Origin of the sequence: Streptomyces olivochromogenes (assembly GCF_001514115.1) — a bacterium.
Taxonomy (GTDB): Bacteria; Actinomycetota; Actinomycetes; order Streptomycetales; family Streptomycetaceae; genus Streptomyces; species Streptomyces olivochromogenes.
In genome coordinates this window covers 340,383-356,227 of the sequence record NZ_KQ948460.1, presented here as the reverse complement: position 1 = coordinate 356,227, position 15,845 = coordinate 340,383, and the positions used below count along the sequence as shown (strand labels likewise).

Here is a 15,845-nt window from a genome sequence, read left to right as displayed (position 1 = left end):
TGGAAGGCGAGAGCGGGTCATAGGCGTGCGGCCGTGCGGATCAGCCCGGCGAGGGCGAGGGAGCGGCTGTGCGCGGGCCACGCGATGTGGGTGACGACGGGGGGTGCGTCTGTCAGGGGGACGGCGGTGTGCTCGGTCCACAGCCAGGCGCGGGCGGAGTCGGGGAAGACGGCCACGGTGCGTCCGAGGGCGATCAGCTGGGCCAGCTGTGTCTGGTTGTGGATCTCGGGGCCCGGGCCGGGTCGATACGTGCCGTGGCGGGGCCAGCGGGCGAGCGGAAGATCGGGGACGTCGCTGATGTCGGCCAGGGACAGGGTCTTGCGCCCGGCGAGGGATGACCTGCGGGCAGGATGGCGATCTGCCCCTCGGTCATCAGTTCCTCGCTGTCGAACCCGGTGAGGGAGTTGAACGGCGCGTGCATGAGCGCCACATCAGCACGGCCGTCGCGCAGCATCCCTTCCTGCTCACACATGCCGCACGGCAGCACCTCGATCTCGGCGGCATCGGGCTCGGCCGCGTAGGCGTCGAGAAGCTTCTGCAGCAGCTCGTGAGACCAGGCGGCCTTCAGCGCCAGCACCAGGCGATTGCGGGAGCCGCCCGGACTGTCGGCGCCACCGGCGCGACGGGTGCGGCGAGCGGCGGCGGTGGTCGCGTCGAGGGCTGCCCGGCCCTCGTGCAGCAGCACCTCTCCGGCACCGGTCAGACAGACGCCGCGGCGGTTACGTTCCAGCAGGGGGACGCCGATGCGCCGCTCGAGCTGCTGGATCGCCCGGGACAGCGGTGGCTGGGCCATGCCGAGGCGCTCGGCGGCGCGGCCGAAGTGCAGTTCCTCGGCGACGGCCACGAAGTACCTCAACTCGCGGGTCTCCAAGGTGTCCACGGCCACAACATACTTCAGTGATACCTACCGGGTATCACAGTGCACCGTATGGGTGTTGGATGCACCGCCCGTCCGCGAGCGAACATCAACGGCATGAGCGAAACGAAGATCGCGCTGGTGACCGGCGCGAACAAGGGAATCGGGTACGAAATTGCGGCCGGGCTGGGCGCCCTCGGCCACCGCGTGGGCGTGGGGGCCCGCGACGAGGCCCGGCGTGAGAGTGCCGTCGAGAAGCTGCGCGCCGCCGGGGTGGACGCGTTCGCGGTGCCGCTGGACGTGACCGGCGACCAGAGCGTCACCGATGCCGCGGAACTGGTCGAACGGCAGGCCGGGCGCCTGGACGTCCTGGTCAACAACGCCGGCATCTCGGGCGAGGCGGGGCCGGGGTGGGTGCAGGACCCGACCACGCTCGACCTCGACGTGGTCCGCACGGTCGTGGAGACCAACGTCATCGGTGTCATCCGGGTGACCAACGCGATGCTGCCGCTGCTGCGGCGCTCGACGTCGCCACGCATCGTCAACGTCTCCAGTGCTGTCGGCTCGCTGACCCGGCAGGCGGACCCGGACATCGAGATCGGCCCCGTCATGGCGGCCTACTCGCCGTCGAAGTCGTTCCTCAACGCCGTCACCGTGCAGTACGCCCGGCAGTTCGCCGGTACGAACATCCTGATCAACGCGGCCTGCCCGGGCCTGGTCGCGACCGACTTCACCGGATTCCACGGACCCCGCACTCCCGAGCAGGGCGCAGCCACGGCGATCCGGCTCGCCACACTGCCCGACGGCGGCCCGACCGGTTCGTTCTTCGAGGACGACGGCATCATCCCCTGGTGACCTCGTCCTCCATCTGTCCTGACCGTGTGTGACATGCCGCGTGTGGCGTAATGGGCTCCTCGGGTCGGTCGGCCGCGTCACTCTGTGCGGGTTGATCACGGCCGCGTCAGGAGCTCGTGTGTACAGATCACGTGAGTGGGGCGAGCGTATCCGCCGTGACTGCCGGATGGACCCGAGGACGTCGGGGCGGGCGTTGGATCCGCGGCACGAGACGAGCGGGTACACGGTGGCCGAGGCTTTGAAGGCGCCGATGCGGGGGTGCGGCTGTGGCGGAAGGTGAGCGGCGGCCCGCCAAGGGCCTGGTGGACCGGTCGGAAGGGTTCGGTGAGCGGCTGCTGGGGGTGCTGCTGGACCGGGCACACGAGATGCCGCCGCAGCTGATCGCCCCGCTGATCGCGGAAGAGGTGGCCAGGGTCGGTGGCCGCGACGTCTCGATCCTGCTGCAGGACTACGCCCAACTGGTGCTGGTGCCGCTACCGGGTCGGCGGCTGATGGTGGGCGAGCCCGAGCCGATCGACGACTCTCCCGCCGGCACGGCCTTCCTGTACGCGACCATCGCCGAGGTGCCGCACGCCGACGGCATCCGGATGTATCTGCCGTTGCTGGACGGCAGCGACCAGGTGGGCGTGATGGCCCTCACCCTGGACACCGTCGATGACGACGACCGGCGGCTGCTACGCAGGCTCGCCGGCCTGGTCGCCGACATGCTGGTCACCAAGCACAGCTACACCGACCAGTTCTTCCTCGCCCGGCGCCGTGAACCGATGAGCGTGGCCGCGGAGATCCAGTGGTCCCTGCTGCCGCCGCTGGCGATGTCCATCCCGCAGGTCGCGGTCGCCGGAATCCTGGAGCCCGCCTACAACGTCGCGGGCGACAGCTTCGACTACGCCCTCAACGAAGACATCCTGCACGTCGCCATGGTCGACGCGATGGGCCACGGTCTGGACGCCGCCACGATGGCGACCGTCGCCGTCGGGGCCTACCGGCACGCCCGACGTTCCGACATCGGCCTGTCCGAGATCTACGCGTTCATGGATCGGGCGATCGCCGAGCAGTTCGGGCCCGACCATTTCGTCACCGCGCAGATGATGCGTCTGAACATCGTGACGGGTCACCTGCAGTGGGTCAACGCCGGTCACCCCGCACCGCTGCTGATCCGCGACCACCGGGTCGTCCGGCAGCTGACGGGCCCGACCACCTTGCCGGTCGGCTTCGGCGGTGAAGATCCCCAGATCAGTGAGCAGATGCTCCAGCGCGGCGACCGAGTGCTGTGCTTCACCGACGGCCTGATCGAGGAGCACGAGGCCGGCGAAGAACAGTTCGGCGAGGAACAGCTCATCCACTGGATCAACCGCATGGGACACGGAGAGAAGGGAGTAAGAGCGGTGGTGCGCTCACTCTCCCACACCCTGAAGCGCCAACGAGGCGGCCGCACCAGCGACGACGCGACCCTCTTCCTGATCGAATGGCGCGGAGGTGCGGCCGACCACCTCGCCGTCCTGGACTGAGCCGACAGCCGACAGCCGACAGCCGACAGCCGACAGCCGACAGCCGACAGCCGACGAGCCGACAGCCGAACGCGGCCGGCATCGGCATCCGCCGGCCCTGAATCCAACGGGCCCTCCACGCCATAAGAGCGCACCGGCCCCGGATCGCGTCAGCCGCGTTCCTCCTCCTCGGCCTCCATGAGCCGGATCCCCCGATGCGTCAACATCACCATCGAGGGTGTGTTTCCCTGCGCCCAGTCGACGGTGATGAGCTCTTCCCCCACCAGATACGCGCACGCCGCGGCCAGATCCTGCTCAGGGACCTGGAGATCGTCACGCAGCCTCGCCCCGGTGACGCCAAGGAGGCGATTGCCTTCCGTGGCCTCGTACAGCGTTTTCATGATCGCTTCGCGGTAGTTCTTCCGCTCTCGCAGTGTTGCCATGATTGCCGCCACTCGTCCCTGTCACCTCACTTCACTCTACTCCGGGCCTAGTCAGGAGAACCTGCGTTCGCCGTGGTCAGGCGGCACGGCCGGGCGGCAGCTGCCCGATAGGAGGAGGTGTCATCCCCGTCCTCCCACTCTTCGTCCTCCCACTTTTCCCCGGAATCCTGGTCCAGGGCAGTCGTGGAACCGCCGTGGAGGGCGTGTTCCGCTGCCATGAGCGCGCTCGCGGTCGTCGGAGGGCCGGCGCTGTCGCTCGCGGCGGCCATCAGACGAGCGGCTGCCGGGGCGTTGGTCTCCGGTGGTATCACCAGCAGGTTCCAGCTGCCCGTGGTGTGGGACAGCAGCATGATCTTGTGGGGGTCCAGCTCCGTCGTGAACCAACGGACCTTCACCACGTGTCCGTTGACGGGCACCCTGCTCGGGATGGCAGGCCAGTACGTCGCGTTGACGGCGATCCGGGTGATCCGACCGGACAGGGGGTCCAGTACGTCGGCCAGGGCGGAGAGTTCGTCCGCCAGGTCCCGGGAGCGGGGCCACCAGGCGCCGTCGAGAGGTCCTCGGGATGTGCTCACGGTTTTCAGCGCGAGGCGAGCGGTCGGGGCCCTGAAGGGCACGATCCGCAAGGGGGTTCGTTCGGTGGTCGCGGACATCGCGCGCACCTGTCTCCTGGCCGCTGTTCAGGGCGGCCCGGTGTCGTCACTCGCCGAGAACGACACCGGCATGGCGGCCGATGTGCGAAGTACTCTCGATGTCTCCACGCTACTCCCGCGGTACGTCGAACGGGCCCCGGCGAGACACCGGTTCCGAACGCCTCCATCACGCACCTGTCACATGCCTGGCGCCGGAATCGGCAGGCGGCCGATGGCGACGCCCACGGGACTGTGGGAGGAGGTGCGGCGGGCGTCGTGTCCGCCTTCGGAGTCCCAGACCGTTTCCCGGGCCGAGTCCCACGCGGCGGCCTCGGCCTCGGCGGCGATGCGGAAGAGCTCGGCCTCCTGGATCAGGCCGCTTGCCGTGAGGCTGTGTGCGGGATCCGCGGCGGTCGTCATGAGCCGGGCGGCCGTGACGTCGTCGGTCTCGGGTGGGATCACCAGGAGGTCCCAGCGACCCACGGTGTAGGACAGCAGCAGCAGTTTGTGCGGGTCCTGCTCGGCCTTGAACCAGCCGACCTTCACCACATGCCCCTGGACGGGAATCTTGTGGGGGATGACCGGCCAGAACGTGGGGTTCACGGTGACGTGGGTGATCCGCCCCCACAGCGGGTCCAGGACGGCGGTGAGCGCGGGCAGCTCGGCCGTCAGGTCGCGGGAGCGTGGCCACCATGCGCCGTCGATCAGGGCGGGGGCCGTGCCGGGCGGCGCCAGCCGCAGCCGGAGAGGTGGCGGTGAAGAAGAGAAGGTCCGGTCTTCGACCGCGGGCTTGTCGAACATGGTTGCGGTCATCACGCGAACCCTGCCCCGGGCCGGCCAGGACCGGCCCGGTGTCGTGAATCGCCGGGGACGGCACGGGCATCGAAGCCGGTGTACGAAGTACCCTCGGTATCTTCAGGATACTCCTGTCCGGGGTCCGATGGACGGTTACGGTGGCGCGAGTTCCACGGCGTGCCGGACGCGGGGTCGCCCGTTGCCCACCGTCAGCGGATGGGGCGGCGGCCTGCGCGCCGGGACCATCGGACGTAGGCGATGGCCACATCGGCCGCGATCCCGGGCCGGTCCGCGTCCCACGAGTGCGGCTGTCGTAGCGAGGACGATCAGGACGGTGATCGCTCCTCAATAGGTGCCAAGTAGCCATCGATGTCGGGTAGTAGACGCATCTGTCGCGCACTATCGGCGGTCTTCGGGCAGGACTACGCTGCGGGGTGAGGCCCCAGTCCCCGGTACCGATGCTGTGTTTTGCTCCCGGGGAGGCCCGCTGTGTTCGTTCTGCTTCTCGTCCTGATCGTGGTCTTGTTCGGCTTCGGCTTTCTCCATCCCATCTGGTGGGTCGCCGCGGCTGTGTTGGTCTTCGGAGCCACCCGTTACGGCGGCCGGGGCCGCGGCGGCGGGTCCGACTTCGGTGAGTACCAGGACTATCGGGACCGCCGGGAGCGTCAGGACCGCTGGGATCGCCGCTACAGCCGTCAGCACCGAGCGCGCTGGAACCGCGAGGACCGGCGGGACCGCGAGCGCCGCGGGTGACGAACGCGTACGTCACGCCCTGTTCCGCTCGTCGTGCATGTGCTCTACGGTCAGAGCAAGGCAGGCGGGACTTCGTCCGTGTCAGGAATCGACGACACCGGCAAGTCCCCCACCCAGGCTCCCAGCCCCCGAGTCGCAATCGAGGCCGGCCGGAGCCGCATCGCCAGAGCACGCGGCTCCAGCTCCCGTCCTCCTGGCGTATTCCACTCGGGGTGCTCCCGCCACCCCGCCGCCGCGGAGGGCAGCGCGCGAGGACACGATGGCCGGGGGGCCTCGCGTCCTCGCGACCACGGCCGCCGCCGAACACCATCGGCGGCGGCCGTCCGGCCCGGAAAGCAGAGTCTGCGAACCACAGCCCGTGAACCTTCAGTCCGCGAGCTGCTGCTGACCGGTCGTGGCTTTGGTCAGGACCTCAGGCCGGGGAGCGCTTCGGAGTCGTCGATGAACGCGCGGGCCAGGTCGGACAGGCGCCGGTTGTGAGCACGGGCGTAACCGCGCAGTGTGGTGAAGGCCTGTTCCATGTCGATGCCCCGGCGTTCGGCGAGTTTTCCCTTGGCCTGTTCGATCAGGACGCGGCTGTTCAGCGCGCTCTGCAGTTGCTCGTTGAGGACGGTGCTGCGGTGCGCGGTCCGTTGTTGCAGCAGGCTGATGGTGGCGACGTCGGCCAGGGCCTGGGCGAGCGGCGTGGCGTCCGGATCGAAGGGGCCCGGGGCGGCGTGGAAGAGGTTCAGGGCTCCGACGACCTCGTCCCGTAGACGCATCGGCAAGGCCTGGACCGCCCCGAACCCGCTGCGGTGGGCTGCCGCGACAAAGCGTGGCCAGCGGTCCGCCTCCCCGCTCAGGTTGGCGACGATCACCGGTGCGCCGGTGCGGAAGCAGTCCAGGCAGGGCCCTTCGTCGTTCTGCAGCTGGAAGAGTTCCAGCAGGCGCACCTGTTCGTCGGAGGCGGCCATGACGCGGAGTTCGCCGTCGCGGTCCGCGAGCAGCACGCCTGCGGCACTCGCGCCGAGCATGCCCACACAGCGGTCGGTCAGCAGGCGCAGGAAATCGATCAGGTCGAAGTCGGCGACCAGGTTGTCAGCCAGCTCGACGAAGGTCTTGGCCAGGAGTCGCTGATTCATCGTGCACACCCTCCGTGAGACTGATCCCGGCCCGGATGAAGGGACGGGAAGCGCAACTCATGTCCTTGTCCGTTTTCTTGGTCCGGCTCTCTTCGTTCGGCTTCTTGGTTCGCTTCTTGGTTCGCTTCTTGGCCCGGCAAAGGTGTCAGGCTTCATCGTCGGTCCGATCCGTGTCGGCGCTCGGGGGGAACGTGAGCCGGTGGGCGACCACGTCGGCGGCCACCGCGGCGAGGCGGCGTCCTCTGGCGTAGGAGTAGGCGCGCAGGCGGACGAAGGCTTCTTCGGCACCGACTCCGAGCTGGGCCGTGAGCATGCCCGTGGCCTGGTCGATCTCCGCCCGGTACGCGCCCAGGTCCTCGTATCGTCCGTCCGCCGACCGTCCGCCGGCCAGGTCCCCCGCGCCGTCGATCCGGGAGTCGAGCAGGACCAGAGTGGCGGTGTCGGCGAAGGCCAACGCGTCGGCCAGCTCCTCCGCGTCCAACCTGCCCGGGACTTGGGAGTACAGGTCCAGAACTCCGGGGCTGATCGCACCCATTTGCAGAGGGAAGGCGTAGACGGCGCGTGCCCCGGCTTCCAAGGCCGCGTCGGCGAACACGGCCCAGCGATCCTGTACTTCGGCGGCGAGCAGATCGGACGTCAGTACGGCCGAACCCTGTGTGAAGGCATCCACGCAAGGCCCCTCGCCCAAGGTGAGCTGGAGCTCCTCCAACTGCTCGCTGACATCGTCGGTGCTGCACAACGGATGGCTGGCCGCAGATCTGGACATCGCGGAAAGTCCGGCCCCGCCGACCGGCAGTGCGGCCACGGCCGCGGTGCACACGTCCACCACGCCGACCCGGGCACCCCGCCGGGCCGCCTGCTCGGCGACCAGTACCTGGATCCGGGCCGACCGGTTGTCGGACCTCACCCGGGCCACCGTATCCAGGCTTCGTGAGCCAGACCCTCCAGCCTTGCCGTGGTCCGTTCCCCGAGGGGGAGCACCAGCGCACGGAACGTGGTGGCGCTCGTCGGCCTCCGAAGCTCTCCGATGTCCAGCCATCCCGAGGAGTGGAGCGAGTCGAGAGTCGGGCGGTCGGCCTGATCCACCAAGGTGGCGCCGAGGGTCGCCTGGTGGTCGGTCAGCAGCTTCTCCTGCAGACGGTGGGCCAGTTTCTGGTCCTGCGGGTGCGGGCGGACCAGGGTGTCGCTGATCGCGAAGACACTGCTGGACTTGGTGATCCGCTCAATGGTGCGTGGCAGCACACCGTCGAAACCGAGCCACCAGCGGCCGTCGCTGAGTACGGGGTACCCGAAGGCGCACCCCGTCAGACCGTCCGTCTCCGCGATCACCATGGCGAATCCCGGTCGGCGAATGTGGCCCGTCAGATGGTTCAGGAAGTCCTGGCGGCTGGGACGGCGGTACGCCTTTCCGGATCCCGTTGCGCAGGAGTCCTCGTACAGATTCCCCAGATCCTCGCGGATGTCCTCCACGAGCCATCGGTTCACCCGGCGCAACCGCACCGCGGCCGCTCCCGGGTCCGCTCTGGGGTCCGCTCCGGAGTGCACGCCGAGTTTCTCGTTTCCACGGGGCTGCCGTGACCGTCTCTGAGGGGGCCGAGCCATCACACCGCACCGCCCGACAGGACAGGTACAGGAGGAACACGCCGATACGGCGGGACGGGAGCGGTCGTGACCGGGGCGTATCCGGGAGGAGGCGACAACTGCCCGAACGGGACGCCCAGGAGCAGGAGTTCGCAGCCGGCGATGTCGAGCATGAGGACCAGTGTCCGCGGCGGATGGTGCAGTCGCAGCGTCCCTCCGGCCGCGGTGATGCGCTGTGAGGCGTGGAGGAAGGCGTTGAGGCCGCTGCAGTCGCAGAAGGTGACGACGGTGAGGTCGACGTCGATGGTGCGGATGCCGTCGCGCAGACACCGGTCCAGTGATGCGCGCACCAGGGGCACCGTGTCCAGGTCGATCTCACCGGCCAGCGTGATCAGTGCCCGTTTTCTTCGGTCGTGACGGTAGACGGCGAGCGGCGGAGGGGGCATGACGCCTCGGTTCGGAAGACCGTCCGGCAGGGGACTCGGTGGTGCCGGGATCTTGGCACCCTCGGCCCACTTCCGGCAGCGGAGTACATTCGGCGGAGGTCGGGCAACGGCCGACTGGCCGGCCTGCGCGGCAGGACTGCGGACCCACCCGGTTCCCTCCAGGGATGCGCCGGGCGACGGGCGAAGGGCCCGATCCCCGCGGCGATCTGTGCTCGGCAACGACATGCCGCCGGGGTCTGGGACGTCTGTGGAGCAGCGTAGTCCTCGCCGGGCGCGACGGACGGCCGGAGCGGCCCATTCCCAGCATGTGGACGGTATTGAGGCGCGGTGGCGTGCACATGTCCCTTGCGCCGCAAGGTATTTGGGAGTTCAACCTCGCAGAGGCCCGAGCCCGGACCGAGCCCGGTGAGCATCGCACCGCGCGTGCGCGTACCGCGGTCGCCTTCGTGCGATCCGGACACGCGAATGCATCCGGCTCCGCTCCCAGGGCCAAGTGAAGCGATGCCGAACCGGGCGCCGCGCCCGATCCGAGGCGAGTTCGTGACATCACCTGGCTGGCTGCACTTGTCCATGTACAGCGAGGTCGGACTTAGGGCAAGTGAGTGGTACTGCCTCACATGAGAAGCCTGGGTCCGTGCATTCGGGTGAGGGAATGCCGGATGATCGGATAAATGAATTCAAATGTTCTTGTCGTGCTTTGCGCCGTTTGAATGAGTAATGGTTCCCCTTTCCTTTGCTTGCTGCTGGCATGCGTATTTCCCTGCGTAATATGCCACGCAGCAACAAGGCTTTCCGGGCGATCGGTAGGGCCCGGTACGCCCCGGCCCCCACACGAAATGGCCTCTCGATGAAGCTGAAGATTCCCCAAGCGGTTCGGCGCCGCAACATGTCCGCCTGGCTGGCCTCTGCCCTTGCCACAACGGTTGCCGCAGTGATGGTCGCCGTGACGCCGACGCCGGCGTCGGCGATCGCGACAAAAGTGAACCTCGGTAGAGCGACGAGTTTCTCGGTTCTGGGAGCGTCGGCAGTCACCAATACCGGGAACAGTTCGCTCGAGGGAGACCTTGGAGTGAGTCCAGGGTCGTCCATCACCGGATTCCCGCCCGGCATCGTCGGCGGTGCCGTGCACCAGACGGACGCTGTGGCAGGCGGGGCGCAGGTGGACCTGGTGACGGCGTACAACGACGCGGCCGGCCAGGCGACGAACTTCCCGCTCGCGGCGGCTATCGGCGCGGGCCAAACGCTGCTGCCGGGCGTGCACACCTCCACCTCCGGTGTCCTGCTCACCGGCGACCTGATCCTGGACGCTCAGGGCGACCCCAACGCCGTCTGGGTGTTCCAGATTCCTGAAGCCCTGACCGTGGCGTCCTCCGCCCGGGTGCTCCTCACGAACGGCGCTTCGGCGTGCAACGTGTTCTGGCAGATCAGGGATTCGGCCACCATCGGCACCGGCTCCAGCTTCGTGGGCACGATCATGGCCGGGGTTTCGATCACCGTGAACACCGGCGCGAACATCCAGGGCCGGGCGCTGGCTCGTACGGGCCTCGTGTCGCTCCAGAACAACAGGATCTTCTTCGGCGGGTGCGCGACCGGCACGACCGGCGGAACGACGACCGGTACAACGACCGGTACAACGACCGGTACAACCACCGGAACAACCACCGGTGGAACGACAACCGGAACCGTCGCTGGTGCGACCACCGGTGGGCTGCTCAGCGGGGGCCTGGTCACTGGTGGTGTCCTGGGTGGCCCCATCCTCGACGTCACGAGCGGCGGCACCGCGGGCAACATCGCCGGCAACACGTCCGGGAACACTGCGGGCAACACGGCCGGGAACACCGTCGGCGGGAGCGTCACCGGAGGGCCGGAGCACGGTGGCAAGCCCGAAGGCCCGGACCACGGCGGGAAGCCTGAAGGCCCGGACCACGGCGGCAAGCCCGAAGGCCCGGACCACGGCGGCAAGCCGGGCCCTGGGCATGATGTCGAGTCCGGCAAGCCGGACCACGGCAAGGAGTCCGACGAGAACTTCGGCTACGCCGACGTGCCCAACGGTCACGAGGCCGACGGCTACTCCAAGGACGACGACGGCTCCGAGGACTAGGCAGCGCACTGCGGCAAGCCCGCTCATCGGATGACGGCGTGCGGCGGAATTCTCATCGAATCCGTCGCACGCCGCCGGTGGCAGTCCACAGAAGAAGCCAGAGCAGAAGAAGCCAGTGCAGAAGAAGCCAGTGCAGAAGAAGCCAGAGCAGAAGCCAGACGCGAGTGGCTGATATGAGAAAGACAGGGTGGGCGGTGTCGGGCGGAATTGAATCAGCGGACGTGAAGGAACTCCAGCACTCCGATTCCGGTCCGGCCGCACAGCAATGTACTGACGACGTACCCGCGCCGGTCAGGTGGTCGCGGGGTGCCCGCACACTGAAAGCGGGGCTGAGCACCGCCGTGGTCCTGTGCGTGGCGACGACGCTCGTCCATGTTGTTCTGGTGTTCCTTCATGTGGCGCCCGCCAACACCGTCTCCAAGAGATACAGCCCGCTGATCAACGCATGGGTGTATCCCTTCTTCGAGCAGAACTGGCGTCTTTTCGCCCCGGACCCCGAATCCGTCAACCGGCAGATTCTGGCGAGAACCGCACACACCGACTCCAGTGGATCGGTACGGGTGAGTGCCTGGTTCGACCTGACCGCCGTGGACCATTCCGCGGTCAGGCACGACCCATTCCCCAGCCACACCGCGCAGAACCTGTTGCGCCGCGCCTGGACTTGCTATGTCGATTCGCACGGTGGGGACGACAAGGCACACACGGAACGCGCCTTGATGATGCAGAGGTATCTGCGGAACATCGCCGCGGACCGCGTCGCCGCCCACAGCGGCGGCACTTTCGACTTCATTCAGCTCCGCGTCGTCACACTGCCCATCGCCGCCTCAGGCCCCGGCGTCGGCCGCGCCTCAGGCAATCGCCCGCCGACGCCTGTCGAGAACCGGCTTCTGCCCTGGTGGAAGGTGACCCCCCATGGGGAATGAGCAGATCCCCCACATCGCCCCCTCCGCACCAACAGCCCATCGGCCAAGTGGGCAGCAGACCGCGTACCCCGGCGCTGCCCAGTGGCTCGTCAACCGGACCGGAGCCCTGGGGGAGCTTCTGACTGGCCGCCCGGTGTCCCTGTACGCCGCGTCGGTGCTGCGCATCGGCTACGGACTGCTCTACCTGATCTTTCTGCTGCGCGAGTTCCCGCACCGTGACGAGATCTGGGGTCCCGACTCCCCGTGGACACCCGCGTTGGCGCGACAGCTCTTCGCCCAGACAGGGTGGAACAGCATCCTGACCCTGTCCGACAGCCGTACCTACTTCGAGCTCTGCTACGCGCTGGCCCTCGTCACGTCCGCGCTGTTCCTGCTGGGCTGGCGGACCCGCGTCACGTCCCTCCTCTTCGCCGGCGTAGTGGTCTCCTTCCATGCCCGGGCGATCTTCATGACGGACGGAGGCGACAACCTGATCCTGCTGATGTCCGTCTACCTCTGCCTGACCGCGTGCGGTCGGCGCTGGTCCCTGGACGCACGCAGACACCGGCTCAAGGCGGCCGGCGCGGGCAACGCGCCGCAGCCGATTCGGAGCTACTCCGCACAACAACTCCGAGATGCCCGAACCACCTTGACCACGGTGTTCCACAACTGCGGCATGTTCGTCATCGCGGCACAGGTCTGCTTCCTCTACGGGTCAGCCGGCCTGTACAAGGTCCAGGGCGCTACCTGGGGCGGCGGCACCGCTCTCCACTACGTGCTGAACCTCGGACTTTTCCAGCCCTGGCCCGCGCTCTCCCACCTCGTGGACGGGCACACGATCCTGATCGCGATCGCCGGTTATATGACGGTGCTCTTGCAGGTGGCCTTCCCGTTCGTACTCTTCGGCAGGCTCAAGTACCCCGTTCTCGCCATGCTGCTGGGCATGCACATCGGCATCGCGCTGCTCATGGGGCTGCCTCTCTTCTCCGGCGCGATGATCGTCGCGGACGCCGTGTTCCTGCCCGACCGCTTCTACACCTTCCTGCCTCACCTGTGCCGACGCGCGGCGCAGAGGACAGGCATGCGGCCGCTGGCCCCCGGGCGAGCGGCAGCATCCGGATCCGTACCTTCACAGGGCAGGCCCGGCGTACTCAGCTCGAAGCCTTGAGCGCAGGCACCCTGCTTGGTCCGGGCGCCTACACCGTTGCCCGTTACCGGGGCTGATCCGGTGGCCGGCACCACCCGGTGTCGGCGCCCACGCCTCACCCTGGCGGTCACGCTTGTTCAGTGGACGAGAGCTAATGCGGTCGTGTTGCGCTGATCTTCAGCTTTAGAGCTGAGGAGCACGGTCGGCACTCGCCTCCAACGGTGGATGGCTGGGGGTGCGCGGTCTCAAGCGCGCCAGCGGTCCCAAAGTAGCCATTTCGTGTGCTGGGGCAGGTGATGACGCCAGAGCCAGAGAGGCAAGCGCCGGTGCGGGACAAACGTCCAGAGATCGTCGTCGGCTTCGTTGCCCCTGGGGCGGGTTCGCAAGAGGGCCAGGCACTCGGTATCGACCGAGTGGTGAAGACGTGCGACGTGCGCCAGCGCGACCGTGCCCTGTCGGCGCAGTTCTTCCGAGTCCGAGCGGAGAGCGCGGGCGATCCGGGGAAGGATGGCCACGGGATCGGAGTAATTGAGGGCAAGGCCGATCACGGCCACTCCGACGTGCGGCTCGCCGCGTTCAAATGCCGCGTCGATTTCCTCCGGCTGGTCCATCCCGAGCAGACCTGTACCGTCTGCCCAGTTGTAGGCCCAGTCAGGAGAACCTGTGCCTGCACGCTTGTCTGTCACGCGCCGACCTTACGACTGGCCGTGTACCGCCGCGAGATCAGTTCTTCTGGAAGTGACGCGCCAAGTCTCTGACCTCGGGCTCTTCCTTGCGGTGTCTTTCTGACCAGCACCGATGTGGTGATCGGCTGTCATCGTCCGTAACGTCATAGTGCCGGTCATGGTCGGTTGCTGCAGTTGCTGTACTTGACCGCTGTACGGCACGGTCGGTGGACACCGCGTCGGCAGTTCGGCCGGACTGCGTGCGGTGCTTCTGGCAGCGACCACCGTGTCCGGGCATGAACGCTGAAGACTGGTTGGCAGACACCCGGACGTCCTACGACCCCGTCGCGACCAGCTATCCGGAAACCACCCAGTGCACCAGTCCGGCGGGCGCGGTCATGGGAGAACTGACAAAGGGAATGCAGTGAGATTCACCGGTCTGTCGGGCGATCTCGACCGTCCTGCCGTCGACGCGTTCCTGTCGGCTGTGGACTTGGCGATGAACAGCAACACCTTGCTGCTCAAGGTTGCTACCGACGTGTCAGTTACGGCCGAGGACCAGCAGCATGTCCTCCACACCTACCTGCGCAGCGGGCTGTTCGAGGAGATGATGCTCGCCGCCGACCGTCATCGCGACTGGTACAACCTGTCCGAAGACGAAGACTTCGGCGGACTCCCCAACGAGCGCCCGCTCATCCGCGAGGGGTTCCTCGCGACGACCAGCCCACTCCGCTATGCGGGCTTCCTCGCTCGGATGCGCTGGATGCTTTGCGAGGCTTTCAGCCCCTACGGGCGCCACTGCTCACCAGCGGAAGCCGAACAGCTCGTACGCGATTTTGTTCACGAGTTGCTCGGTCAAAACGGTTCCGCATGGTTGTTCGCTTCCGTCGAGCCCGACTTCTTGCGCTCGACCGGCTACTACAGCGGCGAAGAGCCACTGCGTCCGACGTACTTCGCCGGCAGCGAGTCCGATACCGCGACATTCATCCACCGTGACCGCGTCTGCTACTTGCTCCTTACCAACGGCTCTCCGTGAGTAAGCCACGCGGCCGATGCGGAGGGGCTTCGGGCTGGAACTGCCACGGGGCGAGAGATCGATCGTCAACTGAGGTCCGGCGCCGACCGCTGCCGATCGTGCCTGCTGGTGTCAGCCGCTGGTGTCAGCCGCAGGACGCGGCCTTGCCAAGGTTCAGCGCCTGCTCGCCGTAGCGTTGATCGCCGCGATCCGGCCAAGTACATCGAAGGTGATCTCGGCCGTGCTGCCGTCGGGGAAGTGTGCGTGGATCCGGTCGGCGGCTACCTCGACGGGCACACCATGGTGAGCGAAGTAGCCGATCACCACATCATGCGCGGAGTGCTGCAACACTCCCGCGCCGGTCAGCAGAAAGCGCGGCATGGTGATGGGGTCCAGCGCGGCAGGCTGGATCTGCGGGTCGTCCGGGGCGAAGTAGACCCGAGTCCCGGGCCCGGCCGGTTCCCCTATGTAGCCGGGCGCGCCCAGCACACCCATCCCGACGAGCGCGAGTGTCTCAGCGGCCAGGCGTGGATCGCCGAAACCCGACAGTTCCACGCCCGGGTTCTGCAACTCGGACACACCGTTGGCACGCCCGAACTCGGCGATGCGCTCGCTGGCGGCCACCACCGCACTCCCACCCAGGCCTGGATTGGCCCATCCCCAGAGCCAGGTCTGCTCGGCGAGGTCGTAGGTGCCGAGAAGTCCGATCCGCATCGTGAGGTCAGCGCGCTGGTACACGCATTGGTCCAGGTCGGCGGTCCACGGACCGCGCGGCAACCTGTGGCCCAGGGCCTCGAGTTGCTCAGCTCCCCAAGCGGCGTGACGCTCGGCGGCACGAAGAAAGGCGTCGGTGAACGTCGAATTCATGGGGGAACTCTAGTGATCGCGATCCGCGAGTGTCGGCCCCATACGTGATCGCCGGTAACGCTCCCCACGTGAGAGCCGCGATTTCGCAACGACGAGGGCTCAGCCCGCACCATGAACTCACCGCAGCAACAGGCGACCCAGAACAACCCACCGCTTCCCCCAGCTCCCATCCCGTCTGC

General features: G+C 67.7%; 19 protein-coding genes. 8 read left to right on the top strand and 11 right to left on the bottom strand.

Annotation, left to right across the window (positions count from 1 at the left end; genetic code table 11):
• Positions 1 to 17 precede the first annotated feature (17 nt).
• Positions 18 to 176 carry a hypothetical protein gene (locus tag AQJ27_RS58870; RefSeq protein WP_235614001.1) on the bottom strand — a complete coding sequence of 53 codons (159 nt, stop codon included), beginning with the start codon at positions 174 to 176 and terminating at the stop codon, positions 18 to 20.
• 17 nt (positions 177 to 193) lie between these two features.
• Positions 194 to 880 (bottom strand): LysR family transcriptional regulator, encoded by a 687-nt coding sequence (locus AQJ27_RS60200; protein WP_279636213.1) that lies wholly within the window; start codon positions 878 to 880, stop codon positions 194 to 196.
• A 93-nt stretch (positions 881 to 973) separates the two neighbouring features.
• On the opposite strand from AQJ27_RS60200, the gene AQJ27_RS27450 reads away from it, so the two are divergent.
• The gene (locus AQJ27_RS27450; RefSeq protein WP_067374314.1) at positions 974 to 1,711 is read left to right on the top strand and encodes an SDR family oxidoreductase; all 738 of its coding nucleotides are present in this window, start codon (positions 974 to 976) and stop codon (positions 1,709 to 1,711) included.
• Positions 1,712 to 1,977: 266 nt separating this feature from the next.
• Positions 1,978 to 3,219, top strand: coding sequence for a PP2C family protein-serine/threonine phosphatase (locus tag AQJ27_RS27445; RefSeq protein WP_067374311.1), 1,242 nt, complete (start codon positions 1,978 to 1,980; stop codon positions 3,217 to 3,219).
• A gap of 149 nt (positions 3,220 to 3,368) precedes the next feature.
• On the opposite strand, the gene AQJ27_RS27440 is transcribed toward AQJ27_RS27445, so the two are convergent.
• The 3 genes from AQJ27_RS27440 to AQJ27_RS27430 all read right to left on the bottom strand — a co-directional run bounded on the left by AQJ27_RS27440 (position 3,369) and on the right by AQJ27_RS27430 (position 5,086).
• On the bottom strand, positions 3,369 to 3,641 hold the full coding sequence (locus tag AQJ27_RS27440) for a hypothetical protein (RefSeq protein ID WP_067374451.1): 273 nt from the start codon (positions 3,639 to 3,641) through the stop codon (positions 3,369 to 3,371).
• Between the two features lie 47 nt (positions 3,642 to 3,688).
• The gene (locus AQJ27_RS27435; RefSeq protein ID WP_159064409.1) at positions 3,689 to 4,216 is read right to left on the bottom strand and encodes a DUF5994 family protein; all 528 of its coding nucleotides are present in this window, start codon (positions 4,214 to 4,216) and stop codon (positions 3,689 to 3,691) included.
• A 255-nt stretch (positions 4,217 to 4,471) separates the two neighbouring features.
• Positions 4,472 to 5,086 (bottom strand): DUF5994 family protein, encoded by a 615-nt coding sequence (locus AQJ27_RS27430; protein ID WP_067374304.1) that lies wholly within the window; start codon positions 5,084 to 5,086, stop codon positions 4,472 to 4,474.
• 471 nt (positions 5,087 to 5,557) lie between these two features.
• On the opposite strand from AQJ27_RS27430, the gene AQJ27_RS27425 reads away from it, so the two are divergent.
• Complete coding sequence (locus AQJ27_RS27425) at positions 5,558 to 5,821, top strand: hypothetical protein (protein ID WP_067374301.1); 264 nt, start codon at positions 5,558 to 5,560, stop codon at positions 5,819 to 5,821.
• A gap of 404 nt (positions 5,822 to 6,225) precedes the next feature.
• On the opposite strand, the gene AQJ27_RS27420 is transcribed toward AQJ27_RS27425, so the two are convergent.
• The 4 genes from AQJ27_RS27420 to AQJ27_RS27405 all read right to left on the bottom strand — a co-directional run bounded on the left by AQJ27_RS27420 (position 6,226) and on the right by AQJ27_RS27405 (position 8,969).
• On the bottom strand, positions 6,226 to 6,942 hold the full coding sequence (locus AQJ27_RS27420; protein ID WP_067374298.1) for a GAF and ANTAR domain-containing protein: 717 nt from the start codon (positions 6,940 to 6,942) through the stop codon (positions 6,226 to 6,228).
• A 145-nt stretch (positions 6,943 to 7,087) separates the two neighbouring features.
• A complete protein-coding gene (locus tag AQJ27_RS27415) occupies positions 7,088 to 7,849 on the bottom strand; it encodes a GAF and ANTAR domain-containing protein (RefSeq protein WP_235614002.1) in 762 nt (253 codons plus the stop codon).
• Positions 7,846 to 8,487, bottom strand: a complete 642-nt coding sequence (locus AQJ27_RS27410) for a hypothetical protein (protein ID WP_235614003.1) — start codon at positions 8,485 to 8,487, stop codon at positions 7,846 to 7,848. Before AQJ27_RS27410 ends, AQJ27_RS27415 begins: the two co-directional genes overlap by 4 nt.
• A gap of 56 nt (positions 8,488 to 8,543) precedes the next feature.
• Complete coding sequence (locus AQJ27_RS27405) at positions 8,544 to 8,969, bottom strand: STAS domain-containing protein (protein WP_067374295.1); 426 nt, start codon at positions 8,967 to 8,969, stop codon at positions 8,544 to 8,546.
• Positions 8,970 to 9,816: 847 nt separating this feature from the next.
• On the opposite strand from AQJ27_RS27405, the gene AQJ27_RS27400 reads away from it, so the two are divergent.
• The 3 genes from AQJ27_RS27400 to AQJ27_RS27390 all read left to right on the top strand — a co-directional run bounded on the left by AQJ27_RS27400 (position 9,817) and on the right by AQJ27_RS27390 (position 13,140).
• Complete coding sequence (locus AQJ27_RS27400) at positions 9,817 to 11,070, top strand: ice-binding family protein (RefSeq protein ID WP_067374291.1); 1,254 nt, start codon at positions 9,817 to 9,819, stop codon at positions 11,068 to 11,070.
• Between the two features lie 221 nt (positions 11,071 to 11,291).
• A complete protein-coding gene (locus tag AQJ27_RS27395) occupies positions 11,292 to 11,993 on the top strand; it encodes a DUF5819 family protein (RefSeq protein ID WP_235614004.1) in 702 nt (233 codons plus the stop codon).
• Entirely contained in the window at positions 11,983 to 13,140 is a 1,158-nt protein-coding gene (locus tag AQJ27_RS27390; protein WP_107120697.1) for an HTTM domain-containing protein, read from the top strand. The genes AQJ27_RS27395 and AQJ27_RS27390 overlap by 11 nt, the downstream gene beginning before the upstream one ends.
• A 224-nt stretch (positions 13,141 to 13,364) precedes the next feature.
• On the opposite strand, the gene AQJ27_RS27385 is transcribed toward AQJ27_RS27390, so the two are convergent.
• Positions 13,365 to 13,805, bottom strand: a complete 441-nt coding sequence (locus AQJ27_RS27385) for a hypothetical protein (protein ID WP_143604171.1) — start codon at positions 13,803 to 13,805, stop codon at positions 13,365 to 13,367.
• Between the two features lie 275 nt (positions 13,806 to 14,080).
• On the opposite strand from AQJ27_RS27385, the gene AQJ27_RS60195 reads away from it, so the two are divergent.
• Complete coding sequence (locus AQJ27_RS60195) at positions 14,081 to 14,212, top strand: hypothetical protein (RefSeq protein WP_268814654.1); 132 nt, start codon at positions 14,081 to 14,083, stop codon at positions 14,210 to 14,212.
• Positions 14,209 to 14,820, top strand: coding sequence for a hypothetical protein (locus AQJ27_RS27380; protein WP_067374281.1), 612 nt, complete (start codon positions 14,209 to 14,211; stop codon positions 14,818 to 14,820). The genes AQJ27_RS60195 and AQJ27_RS27380 overlap by 4 nt, the downstream gene beginning before the upstream one ends.
• A 153-nt stretch (positions 14,821 to 14,973) precedes the next feature.
• Here the strand turns inward: AQJ27_RS27380 and AQJ27_RS27375 are convergent, their stop codons facing one another.
• Positions 14,974 to 15,666, bottom strand: a complete 693-nt coding sequence (locus tag AQJ27_RS27375; RefSeq protein ID WP_067374278.1) for a DUF6882 domain-containing protein — start codon at positions 15,664 to 15,666, stop codon at positions 14,974 to 14,976.
• Positions 15,667 to 15,845: the final 179 nt, after the last annotated feature.